The following is a 12374-nucleotide window of genomic DNA, read 5'->3' as shown; positions in this document are numbered from 1 at the left end:
TGCTCCCGCTGGGTCGCGTAGCGACCCTTGAGGTTCCTCGCACATTTTTTGCGCCCGCTGCGCGGTCGAGCGGGAGCAAGCTCCCTCGCCACAAAACCTTTTCTATTTCTCCCAATCGGCCTTGGCAATGTGCAGGCCATGCAGCCCTTTATAGGCCGCACGTTCCGGCTGGCTCCAGCCTTCAAGCAACGACTCTTCCAACCGATAAATCTCAACTCCCAACGGGCGACACACACTCAGCGGATCCTGCGCATCCGGCCCCCACATGGCCAGGGACAGATCGCCACCCGGGCAGGTCGACAGTGCGCACAGCAAATCAATCTCGGCAAAAAACTCCAGGTAATCGCCCTTCTGCGCCGGACAGGCTTTCATGAAGTACATGTCATCGTGATTCAGGCCGGTGCACTGGAAAATGTTCAGCACATCATGCACGTCAAACTCGGTCAGACCATGGGGCAACACTGCGCGAGTCAAATTCGAGTGACAGTGATGATGGAAATCCTCGCCGGTGAGCATTTTGTTCACATACGGATCGCACCGCGTCCCCAACAAATCGTGCAAACGTCCTCCGTGCTCGTCGATGCCGTATCCGGCCAGGCTGTCGTCGGTGATGGTCACCAGCGGTCTTAAGAAAGGCAGATTCGACCAGAGCCGGTCATGGGTGCTGACATGAGCGCCCTGCAACTGCCGGGTTCGCGCCGCCCACAAGCGTTCGCGCGGGTCGTGGGCATTCCAGACATTGAAGTCCCCGACTTGCGGGCCGACCGGGGTCGTGACCCTGAACACATGCCCGGCTGGCACATTCCAGGCGCGACCGGTGCGGATCGGCACTTCGAATTGTTCGATCAGCGTGCGCCCCTCTTTCTTGTCCCGAACTCTCTCGTAAAAAGCCGTGTCTACCTGCAAGGCCCAGCCTTTGCTGACTTGATAGGCCGCCGGATAGTCTTTGTACATGGCACAAATCCTCGATCAATGATGGGAAGAAGGGGCAAGCATCTGCAACAGGAGGTGTTCGGAGTCGTCGAGATAAAGGCTCATGGCGTCACCGGCCGCACGCTTATCGCCGTCGGCCAACAAGTCATGAATCTGCCGGTCACGCGCCAGCCAGGGCGCCTGAAAACGTGATTCATCGGGAGCGGTGCAAAACACCAGGCGCAGTTGCGCGACGACGTTGGTGAAGAACTCATCGAACAATGGACTGCGCAGCAACCCGACGATGTGTTGGTGAAAGGCCAGGCTGTGGGTGCCGACCGCGCGCCAGTCCTCACGCTCCCGGGCCAGCTCGGTGGCCTCCAGGGCTTCGAGCATCCGGTCGGACTGATAATCACGAAGCGGCTGACTGGCGCTGATGGCTTGCAACTCCAGGGTGCGACGCACCTTGAACAGATCGCGCACATCATCAGCCCCCAACCTGCGCACCATCACACCCTTGTTGCGGACATAACGGGTCAACCCTTCTTGCCCCAGACGATGCAACGCCTCGCGAATTGTGTTTCGCGAGGCGTTGTAAGCCGACACCAGATCGTTTTCCACCAGCGCCATGCCGGGCAGCAAACGACCGCCGATGATGTCAGCACGTAACTCCAATGTAATGTGGTCAGCCAGGGACAGTCCGCTGCTCATACTCAACGCCTCTAGATTGTTCAACAATCGTCAGCGGATGAGTAATCACTATTCGTGCCATCAGCCTTGAACTACTCCTCCCAGTATTTGAACAACACACTGGCATTGACACCGCCAAATCCGAAGCCGTTGGATAAGGCGTAATCGATGGTCATTGGCCGCGCCTGACCGTGAACGATGTCCACGCCTTGCGCCGCCGGATCCGGGTTATCGAAGTTAAGCGTCGCCGGCACCACCTGATCGCGGAGCGCCAACAGCGTAAAGATTGCCTCGATCCCGCCAGCGGCGCCTAGCAAATGCCCGGTGGCCGATTTGGTCGACGTCACCGCTATCTTGTTGTCCGAGCCGAACAACGACTTGATGGCCGCCAACTCCCCCAGATCCCCGACCGGCGTCGAGGTCGCATGAGCGTTGAGATGCTGCACCTGCGCCGGCGAAATGCCCGCCTGGGCCAACGCCAGCGACATCGCCCGACGTGCACCGCTGCCATCTTCAGGCCCCGCGGTCAGGTGATAGGCGTCGGCGCTGGTGCCGTAACCGACCAGCTCGGCCAACGGTTGAGCGCCGCGCGCCAGGGCATGCTCCAGGGATTCGATCACCAGCAGGCCCGAGCCTTCGCCCATCACAAAGCCATCACGTCCACTGTCGAACGGTCGCGAGGAGCGCTCCGGGGTGTCGTTGTAACCGCTGGATAAGGCCCGAGCCGCCGCGAACCCGGCAAGGCTGACACGATCGATCGCCGCCTCCGCACCGCCACACACTGCAATGTCTGCCTCACCACATCGAATCAGCCGCGCCGCGTCACCAATCGCCTGAACCCCGGCCGCGCACGCTGTTACCGGAGCCCCCAAAGGGCCCTTGAAACCGTGCTCGATCGACACATGGCCCGCGGCGAGGTTCACCAGAAACGAAGGAATGGTGAATGGCGACAAACGTCGCGGGCCACGGCTGTCGGTGGTGCGCACCGCATCGGCAATCGCGCCGAAACCACCCACACCCGAGCCAATAATGGTGGCCGTGCGTTCCTGGGCGTTGACGTCCTGCGGATGCCAACCGGCCTGCTCCAGCGCCTGACGCGCCGCCTCCATGGCAAACATAATGAAGCGGTCCATCTTCTTCTGCTCTTTGGGCGGCGTCGCCCGGTCCGGATCGAAACCCGCCTCGGGATCTTCCGCCAGCGTCTGCACCGCGCCACCGACCTTGGCCGGCAGATCGGCAACCACCTCGTTCGGCAACACCCGCAACCCGGAGCGCCCGGCCAACAGACGTGCCCAAACCGCTTCGACGCCACTACCCAAAGGCGACACCAGCCCCATTCCCGTGACCACCACTCGACGATTACTCATAACGCAAATACCTCAAGCCGATTCATGGTGCCTCACTTGTAACGCGGGGCGGCCGTGCTTCTAGACAGATTCGGCGCCATCGCATGACGCGCCGCCATAAAGGTCTCCCACTCGGAGGCATTCGGTAACGAAGGAATGGTGATCAACTCCCCCTGATCCAGCCCCGACAATGCCGCGTCGACCATCTCCCCCGCTTCCATGATCATGTCCGCCGGAATCTGGGACGCATCGATACCGGAGCGCTCCAAAATCTCGGTGCGTGTTACACCCGGCAACACCGCTTGAACCTGAACCCCGGTACCCTGCAGTTCGGCGTTCAACGACTGAGTCAGACTCAACACATAAGCCTTGCTCGCGCTGTACGTCGCATTGAACCGCTCAGGAAACAACGCCACCACCGATGCGATATTGATGATCGTCCCGCGACCAGCCTTGGTAAAACTGGCCGCCGCCGCCGAGGCCAAGCGCGTCACCGTAGTAACATTCAGCTGAATCAACCGCTCCAGCTGATCCATATCCGCGTTGGCGAGCAAACCATCCGCCGCGACACCGGCGTTGTTCAGCAGCAGGCTGATACTTGAATCGCTGCGCAGACGCTGCTCAAGCTTCAACACATCATCCTTTTGCGTCAGATCCGCCTTCAGTACCTCCACCTGAACACCATGCGCAGCGCGCAACTTACTCGCCGCAGCTTCCAGCCGTTCTTGATCACGGGCCACCAGCAACAAATCAAAACCACGCGCTGCCAACCGCTCCGCGTAAACCGCACCGATGCCGGAAGAAGCACCGGTGACGAGGGCCGTACCTTGGGTCTGGACAGAATTCATGACAATGCTCCTGGAGGATGCTTGAGGATGCTTGAGGAAGGCGAGCGCCCGGAAGTCAGGGCGCATCAACGAATGATGAATTTATTATAGGCATAATTTAAGCGCCATATGATAACCATAATTTTTTGTCTTCCGATGAAAGGCGTCAGATCACCCTCTGCGGCAATATGCAAAAAGGCCGGTCAATGACCGGCCTCTTGGTGTGGATTTACAAGCTTAGTTCACTTCCAGCTTCTCGCGATTCTTGTCCAGAATGGCTTTGCCAATCCCCTTCACTTCCAGCAATTCGTCGACGGACGAAAACGGCCCATTACTCTCACGATACGCAACAATAGCCTTGGCCTTGGCCTCACCAATCCCGGACAACTCGCGCTGCAGAGTCGGCGCATCAGCCCCATTAAGATCGACCTTGGCGGCAACGTCCAGCATCAAGGGTGCCTTGGCAGCCTCTGGCGCAGCCGTTGGCGCAGCAATGGCCGCAATAGAGGCGCTGGTGAGCAGGGCAAAAACCAGAGAGTAGAAATAGCCAGTACGCATAGATGAAGCTCCATGACATCGATTGAAAGAAGCAGCTTTTCCGAAGCTGCCTTCCAAACTTAGGCGATGTGCTGGAGCTGTCAAAAGTGTGTCTGTTGCAGGATGTGAAACAATCAAGGTTCAAGGCGGCGTTGTTGGCAAATCCAGTCGACGATTTCGCCATCAGGGCTATAACCGCTGATGGTTTTCACACAGGAGCTGGACGCGCGAGGGCGCGTGGCTCACTGGCTCTTGCGCACGACGCACCATGCTTGGTGTATTTTAAAAAAACCGGTCAATCACCACCCCTGTCTCTGATTGACCACCTAAGGCATTGCGGCGCTGGCCTCCATGAAAGTGGCAGGGAAACTGTTGAGCAAAGCTGCAGCACTCCCGAGCCATCAGCATCATAAGCGTCAGATTGATGAAATCTTCCTTCCTGTCGAAGGCGCCTAAGACGCCGCATAATTAGTCGATAACTTCAGCGGCTCTGCGCTCAACCCAAACAGACAGTCACAAAATCGCGGCCTTAAGCGCGGTTAGTTTTCATTGATTTTGTGAGGAAGGACACAAGATCAGAATTCGGCGGGAATTCATGCGTGAAAGAGAGAGGCGTAGCAGTGAAATTGCTCTTGCGAAAGAGATGGTGCTGGGTCGGCAGAAGACCAGAGAGGCCTAGGCCAACTCTCTCTTGTGAGCTCATCTGTTTGCGGCCGAGAGTGGCATGACCGAAGTAGCACAGCTAATTTCTCAAAGATTTATTCAAGATACAACGCTGGCCACTACCTCACTTGATTAAGCTATACCCTTTCTGATAATGTTATCAGTTCTTGAAAAATGCATTGAGCCGTTAAAAACATTCAGTGAATGGAGGGCTATATCCACATGATATCCAAAACTGCACGAAATACCCAATGAGCACAATACACGCCTCCTCTATTGGTGGATAAACTTCGTAATCGCGGCCTTCAGGCTGTGCACCACAAGAAAAATACATCGAAATGAATAAGTTATCTGGTATTGACCGCCATGCAATAATGGGCTGCGTGGGGGTCCTGTTCATGGTGCTCTGGCTCTCTTTTAATTTCAATCACGGCGAAAGAATTCAGCACAACGATGGTCTAGGCTGGGACGGCAGTGCCTATGCTGATTGGGCGCAACGCGATTCAATAGAGATACTCAACAGTCACACAGTGTCCGAGTATTATATCGGCCGTCTACTTCCCTCCATCATTATTCACAACACCACGAAATTACTAGGCTACGATATAACTTCGACCCCTCGAGTGATTCACGCCTTCTACTTATTCAATGTCGGCCTACTTGTCATTGCAGCCGGATTACTCATCCTGATCGGCCGACACTATCAATGGCGAATGCCTATTTACTTCCTGGGCTTCAGCGCACTTTTTTTCAATTACCCGGTACTCACCAACCTATCCTATAACCCAACTCTGACAGATATTTCCGGTTACGTCCTAGGCCTGGGTATTTTCTATGCCTACATCAAAAATCGCTTCGCCCTTTTGGTAGTGCTCAGCTTCCTCTGCTGCTTTGTATGGCCCACGATGCTTTACGGCGCGCTACCGATGATCATGCTAGGCAGGGCCAGCGTCGCCAACCGCCCGCCCTCTCTGCATAGCCACCTGTTGGCATTGCTGGTTGCCATCTCCCTGATTGCGCTTGCCGCCTACCTATATGCCAATGGCCTACGACAATCCTTAGGCACAACCGTTTTCAAGAAAGAGATTCTTCCACTCAGCATAATTCTGTTTATTACCTACATTTACTTAGCGCTGAAGCCGATGATCGACGTGCCCGCCTATCTGCGAGCATCCAAGTACATCAAGGTGGCTCCAGTGGTAGTGGGCATCCTCCTGTACGTATCGGTCAAAGCAATTGTCTTTCACTTTTCCGACCGGACGCCTGGACCACTCACAATCACTAGCTATCTAGGCCTGTTTACACAGGCATCCTTGTCAAACCCGTTAATCAACGTCGTTGCGCACGCTATGCACTATGGTCCGTTTTACATGATCGCCATCTTGCTTTGGCCGCGTATCGCTGCGCAGGCAAAAGCCGAAGGCCTGGGTCTCAGTGTCTTCATCGCCTTGTTTGCCTTCCTGTCCATCGGCTCCGAATCACGTCAGTTCCTCAATGCCTGGCCGGCTCTTGCAATGCTGACGTGCCAGGCACTGAACCAGTTGGGCGATGAGCGCAAGGTCGACTGGTGGTTTACCTATGCCGTCGCCGGCATGGCACTGATCCTGTCCAGGTTCTGGCTGAGTATAAATGTCGGCCCTTGGACAGGTAACTTCCAGGCATTCCCGGACCAGATGCTCTACATGTATTCCGGCCCATGGATCTCTCACCAGATGTATGGTGTTTTTCTCGCTGTGACGTTGCTCTGCTTCATTAGCCTGCTTACATTACTGCGCCAACCGTCCAGTTCACCCGTGCGCACATCGACACAGGAAGTATGATCCGATGAAAACGCTATCCATTGTGGTACCTGTCTATTTTAACGAAGGCTCCTTGCCGGATCTATTCAGCAAGCTTCTTTACATAGAGCAACTACTTAATCAACAAGACATGCTGCTGGAGCTCATTTTCGTCGACGATGGCTCCCAAGACAACTCACTGAATTTGCTCAGACAGTTTGTGATTGCGCGCCCGGGCAGCAAAGTGATCAAACTAAGTCGTAATTTCGGAGCCATCAGCGCGGTAAAAACTGGCCTCAATTACATCACTGGGGATTGCTTTCTGTTCTTGGCCGCCGACCTTCAGGATCCGCCAGAGCTTATCCCGGAAATGGTTAGCCGCTGGAAAAACGGTACCAAGTACATTATCTGTGAGCGCACAGATCGACAAGATCCATTGGGGTCAAAAATATTTTCAGCGGTGTATTACAAGCTCTTGCGCAAGTTCGTGATGGCAAGCTATCCGAAAAATGGTTTTGACCTCGCTCTCATGGACGCCCAGCTTCTGCCCTATCTTAAAGACAGTGGCAAGCATATTAACTTCCCTCTATTCCCATTTTGGCTAGGGTTCACCCCCGAAAAAATACCTTACGTTCGTGTGGCTCGTGAGCATGGAAAATCCAGGTGGACTTTCGGAAAAAAATGGAAACTGCTTATCGACTCCATTTTTTCGTTTTCCTTCGCTCCGGTCAGGCTGATTTCGGCAATAGGCCTGATAGTGTCGCTGGGTAGCTTCGCTTATGGCACCGTTGTGGTGCTGAGCGCTCTGTTTGGCAAGGTTGAGGTGCCTGGGTTTGCGACACTGGCCACCCTCGTCTCCTTCCTGTTGGGTCTGATCATAGTAATGCTTGGTGTAATGAGCGAATATATTTGGAGGATATTTGATGAGGTCAACAGACACCCTCATGCAGTTATTGAAGAAGAAATTCTTTAATTTTGAATTCATTAAATTTCTTATCGTTGGTTGCATCAATACTGGCGCTGGATATATTTTCTATCTAGTGTTTATTCAAGTGATGGTATACACATATGCCTATTCTCTTTCGTATGCCTTAAGTATCGTAATTTCGTACGTTCTCAATGCGCGCTACGTCTTCAACGAGCCCCTCTCCCTGAAAAAGCTTCTCTCGTTCCCGCTTGTTTACATCGTTCAATACCTAAGTGGTTTATGCCTGATATACATCGCTGTTGAACAGCTCTCTATCCCCGTCACCCTAGCTCCGCTCCTAGTCGTGGTTATCACCCTACCGATCACCTTCCTACTTGCTCGGTTCATTGTGAAATAGCGTGGCGCGGTGAAAAACACCACTGCTCTGGCTGGCACGCTGGGCTTGGGTACTGAACGACCTCAATGAGCCAAACCCAAGTGCTTCAAGGATGCAAAGGGGGCGGCACCGTCACCACCAGAATCGAGTAGGAGGCGGCTTTACAGCCCCGCCCTCTCACACCAACGTACGTACGGATCCGTATACGGCGGTTCAAGCGCTCCATGAACCCCACATTTTAAAGGTGCGGATCTACGGCTATCTTGAAATTTGCGACGTGCAGTTCCACGGCAGCAAGGCCTCGAAGTCTTCTACGCTCGAGGCTTGTGGCAGGCGCTCAAGTGCGTGGCGCAGCCACGCATAGGGCTCTTGGCCGTTGGCTTTAGCCGTCTCGACCAGGCTGTAAAGTTGAGCGCTGGCCATCGCACCTTTGGGCGTGTCGCTGAACAGCCAGTTCTTGCGCCCGATCACGAAGGGCCGGATCGCCCGCTCGGCCGCATTGTTGTCGATCGGCAAGTAACCGGCTTCGGTGTAGCGCACCAACTTGATCCAGTTGCTGGCCAGGTAGCTGATGGCTTTGCCCAGTGCATTTTGCGCCGTCACTTGTGGCTGGGTTTTCTCCAGCCAGGTGTGCAACTGCGCCAACACCGGCAGGCTGTTTTGCTGTCGGCTTTCATGGCGATGTTCATCGCCGACTTCTTTTAAATCTCGTTCGATACCGTACAGCTTGTTGATCAGATTCAGGGCGATATCCGCACGCCCGGTTTTGCCCTTAGGCTGCACCTTTTGCGCCTCGACAAACTTGCGTCGCGCATGTGCCCAACAGCCTAAACGCTCGACACCGGATTGTGCACCCAAGGCGTTATAACCCCCTTGCCGGGTGTGCAGAGGACTTTCACCTCCAAGTCACCCGCGAGGCCACCACAGCCAAGCTGGTTGCGCTTGCGCGCAACGCGCCATGCCTGGCGCACCATGCAAAAAGGCCGGTCAATGACCGGCCCTGATGTTGAGCTACTAGCTTAGTTCACCACGATTTTATTCGCGACGCCTATCCAGAGAATCGCTTTCTTGATTCCCTTCACTTCCAAAACTCCTCCACCGAGATGTGAAACAATCAGGGCTCTAGGCGACGTTGCTGGTAGATCCAGTCGACGATTTCGCCATCAGGGGTGTAGCCGCTGACTGCTTCGCGCAGAAGTTGGCGAACACGTGAGTAGTCGTCTCGATCAACTGCCGCTAACAAGTCAGTCAAACGACCTTTCAGGACATCCCAGGCGAGGTGATCTTCGTTCGCGCTCATAATCATCGGGTGCTGGGTAGCCGATACGTTTTCGCCAATCAGTAGCTCTTCGTACAGTTTTTCGCCTGGACGCAACCCAGTGAACTCGATAGAAATGTCGCCGTGCGGGTTCTTGTCCGAACGAATACTCAATCCAGACAAATGGATCATTTTCTCCGCAAGTTCAACGATCTTCACCGGCTCGCCCATGTCCAGCACGAACACATCGCCACCCTGCCCCATGGAGCCTGCCTGGATCACCAGTTGCGCTGCTTCAGGAATGGTCATGAAATAGCGGGTGATTTTAGGATGGGTAACCGTTAGCGGTCCGCCCGATTTGATCTGGCTATGGAATAGCGGGATGACGGAACCCGACGAGCCGAGGACATTGCCGAAACGAACCATCGTGAAACGTGTTTTGTTGACGTGCGAAACGTTCATCTTATCGCCAAACAATACGGGGGCAATCTCACGACTCAGCGCTTGCAATGTCAACTCGGCGAGACGCTTGGTGCTGCCCATTACGTTTGTTGGACGGACCGCTTTGTCGGTCGATATCAGCACGAAATTGGACACACCCGTCTGTAGTGCCGCTTGAGCCGTGTTGAGCGTTCCAATTACGTTATTCAGCACGCCTTCAGCAATATTGTGCTCGACCATCGGCACATGCTTGTAGGCGGCAGCGTGGTAGACCGTGTCGACACGCCAGGTTTTCATCACATCCAGAAGCTTGTCTTTATGACGAATGGACCCAAGAATCGGCAACAGCTGAATCGCAGACGACTCTCGAGAACTGCGCTGCTCGAGTTCGGACAGGATACTGTAGAGATTAAATTCACTGTGTTCGAACAGCAGCAGCGTAGCGGGTCCCAGGGCGAAAATCTGTCGGCACAGTTCGGACCCGATCGAGCCGCCAGCGCCCGTTACCATGACCGTTTTGCCGCGGATACAGCGTTCCAGCAACTCAGGCTGCGCAGGCACCGAGTCGCGACCTAGCAAGTCGGCGATATCGACTTCCCGAATATCTTCAACCTTCACGCGGCCGCTGGCCAAATCGGTAAAGTTGGGGACGCTACGCACGTGAAGCGGAAACCCTTCCAGCACATTGAGAATTTCCCGGCGTCGAGCGCGGGTCGAAGACGGCAGCGCAAGAAGGATCTCTTGGGCACCAGTGACATCGATCATCTGCTGGATGTGTTTGGGTTTGTAGACGTGCAAGCCGGAAATGGAGCGATCGGCAATGCTGGAGTCGTCATCGATGAATGCGACCGGTCGCATGACACGGCCCATACGCAATGCTGCTACCAGTTGGTTGCCCGCTACGCCCGCGCCGTAGATAGCGACCTTTGTCAAACCGTCCTCACGGTTTGTGAAAGGAACGTGCTGGGCAGCTGTGAACCAGTCGCCCATGAAATACTGGCGCATGCATAGGCGCAGACCGCCGATGATGACGAGGCTCAACCACCAGTAGTTGAAAATGACAGACCGGGGAACAACCGTCTCGTGATTGCTGTACCAGTAGACCATCAAAGCCAGGATCAGCGAGGAAAGGCTGACCGCTTTAATGATGGCAACAAGGGCATCGTTACCAAAATACCGCATTACGGCTCGGTACATGCCGAACCGTATGAACAAGGGAATCGCGACAACCGGCGCAAAGACGAATAGCCATATAGGAATTTTGAAAGGATTGATCATCTCATCAATCCCCAAACGCACAACGAACGCCATCCACAGTGCAACCCAAACGAGAATAACGTCCGTGAACACTTGGATTAACCGCTTCTGCCGACGCGGAAGCCCCAGCAAAAACATCCTCAGCCTATCCATATAGCCTTGCCCCAAAGTGCCCTACTCCCTTGCTTGAACTCGTTGAAGTCCATTGTACGTAGGTAAGCATCGTCGTAACAGGAAAAAACGACGTATAGGATCTCCTGACGGGTTTGTACGACCCATTAGTCTATTGTGGGTTAATCGTGGCGGACGTTGCGACGGACAATCTGAGCGTGCGATAGGCCGGTTCCGGCGCTCAGGACGAGCAGCTAAAAAACAGATTTACTGTAAGCGCTCATAACCCCGCCGATTTCAAGGCTACAAACCTCGGTAACTGGCGCTCTCTTTCCGAAGGTTTGCCTCGACGTTACGTTCGGGAATCCAGCCCAACGTTCGCTGGGCATTGGAGCTGTCCACCTCCAGTGAACAGCAAAGCTGCTGGTAGAGTGCTTGCTTACCTACCAGTGAGAACAATGTCTTCAGCAATACTGGCGGAACAGGCAACTGTATACTTCGCTTGCCCATCCCTCGCGCCAGTGCTCGCACCATAGCAGCAGTGGATATTGCTGGCTCATCAGCGACCAGGAACAATTCCCCCGCCGCCTTCGGATGTTGTGCAGCGAGCAAGATGAAATTACAAAGGCTCTCAACGCTGATAACACTGCGCCTGTTGGCTACCCCAGCGAACGGCATCGGCGCGCCGCTGGCGACCAGTTTCAATAGACGCCGAAAATTCCCCGGTGCGCGAGCCCCGTATACCAGCGGCGGGCGAATAATCACCAGTTCGGTAGGCGTGTCTTTAAAAAGAGAAGTCAGCCCCACCTCAGCTTCGTGCTTGGCAATCGCATAAGGAGCGTGGGGGGCTACTGGTGACAGCTCAGTGAATGCCTTCTCGCGTGTTTCATTTCCGTTCACACCGATGGAGCTAATGAAAACAAACCGCTGTACACCATGTAACAAGCAGGCCTCAGCTAGTCGAATGCATGCATCTCGATTGACTTTCCGAAACGCTTCCAGCGGGTTTGGCTCATTGGCATTTTTCACATGTGCCCGCCCCGCCAGATGAATGACACAATCAACTGTTTCCAGTCGGTCTGACCAGGCTCCGATGTCGTCAAGCTCTCCAAGCACTACTTCGCCGCAAGCGATTTCCGGAGGACTACGATGCAGCGCTACCACTTCATGCCTCTCAGCCAAAAGTTGCTCGCACAAGTTACGGCCAATGAACCCGGAGGCCCCCGTCACAAATATCTTCATGCATCCTC

10 protein-coding genes and 1 pseudogene are annotated in these 12374 nt (G+C 54.7%); 3 read left to right on the top strand and 8 right to left on the bottom strand.

What is annotated here, in order from left to right:
• Positions 1-102 precede the first annotated feature (102 nt).
• From PMI18_RS16825 to PMI18_RS16845, 5 genes are all read right to left on the bottom strand, one after another.
• The gene (locus tag PMI18_RS16825; RefSeq protein ID WP_007899810.1) at positions 103-954 is read right to left on the bottom strand and encodes an urea carboxylase-associated family protein; all 852 of its coding nucleotides are present in this window, start codon (positions 952-954) and stop codon (positions 103-105) included.
• Between the two features lie 15 nt (positions 955-969).
• Positions 970-1623, bottom strand: coding sequence for a GntR family transcriptional regulator (locus tag PMI18_RS16830; protein ID WP_007899808.1), 654 nt, complete (start codon positions 1621-1623; stop codon positions 970-972).
• 71 nt (positions 1624-1694) lie between these two features.
• Positions 1695-2969 carry a beta-ketoacyl-ACP synthase II gene (fabF, locus tag PMI18_RS16835; RefSeq protein WP_007899806.1) on the bottom strand — a complete coding sequence of 425 codons (1275 nt, stop codon included), beginning with the start codon at positions 2967-2969 and terminating at the stop codon, positions 1695-1697.
• A gap of 32 nt (positions 2970-3001) precedes the next feature.
• Entirely contained in the window at positions 3002-3796 is a 795-nt protein-coding gene (locus tag PMI18_RS16840; RefSeq protein WP_007899802.1) for an SDR family NAD(P)-dependent oxidoreductase, read from the bottom strand.
• Between the two features lie 216 nt (positions 3797-4012).
• Positions 4013-4333 carry a ComEA family DNA-binding protein gene (locus PMI18_RS16845; protein ID WP_007899800.1) on the bottom strand — a complete coding sequence of 107 codons (321 nt, stop codon included), beginning with the start codon at positions 4331-4333 and terminating at the stop codon, positions 4013-4015.
• 980 nt (positions 4334-5313) lie between these two features.
• On the opposite strand from PMI18_RS16845, the gene PMI18_RS16850 reads away from it, so the two are divergent.
• The 3 genes from PMI18_RS16850 to PMI18_RS31885 are packed head-to-tail and all read left to right on the top strand — an operon-like array spanning position 5314 to position 8078.
• The gene (locus tag PMI18_RS16850) at positions 5314-6795 is read left to right on the top strand and encodes a hypothetical protein (RefSeq protein ID WP_157221674.1); all 1482 of its coding nucleotides are present in this window, start codon (positions 5314-5316) and stop codon (positions 6793-6795) included.
• Between the two features lie 4 nt (positions 6796-6799).
• A complete protein-coding gene (locus tag PMI18_RS16855) occupies positions 6800-7726 on the top strand; it encodes a glycosyltransferase family 2 protein (RefSeq protein ID WP_007899796.1) in 927 nt (308 codons plus the stop codon).
• The gene (locus tag PMI18_RS31885) at positions 7677-8078 is read left to right on the top strand and encodes a GtrA family protein (protein ID WP_007899794.1); all 402 of its coding nucleotides are present in this window, start codon (positions 7677-7679) and stop codon (positions 8076-8078) included. The genes PMI18_RS16855 and PMI18_RS31885 overlap by 50 nt, the downstream gene beginning before the upstream one ends.
• Positions 8079-8315: 237 nt before the next feature.
• Here the strand turns inward: PMI18_RS31885 and tnpC are convergent.
• From tnpC to PMI18_RS16875, 3 genes and pseudogenes are all read right to left on the bottom strand, one after another.
• Positions 8316-8927 (bottom strand): annotated as a pseudogene (gene tnpC / locus PMI18_RS16865) (IS66 family transposase); the annotation flags it as partial.
• A gap of 244 nt (positions 8928-9171) precedes the next feature.
• Positions 9172-11166 (bottom strand): polysaccharide biosynthesis protein, encoded by a 1995-nt coding sequence (locus tag PMI18_RS16870; protein ID WP_033036328.1) that lies wholly within the window; start codon positions 11164-11166, stop codon positions 9172-9174.
• A 261-nt stretch (positions 11167-11427) separates the two neighbouring features.
• Positions 11428-12366, bottom strand: coding sequence for an NAD-dependent epimerase/dehydratase family protein (locus PMI18_RS16875; RefSeq protein ID WP_007899788.1), 939 nt, complete (start codon positions 12364-12366; stop codon positions 11428-11430).
• Positions 12367-12374: the final 8 nt, after the last annotated feature.

This window comes from Pseudomonas sp. GM102, from assembly GCF_000282555.1.
GTDB lineage: Bacteria > Pseudomonadota > Gammaproteobacteria > Pseudomonadales > Pseudomonadaceae > Aquipseudomonas.
The sequence above is the reverse complement of the archived record's forward strand: the minus strand, read 5'-3'. Positions and strand labels throughout refer to the sequence as shown.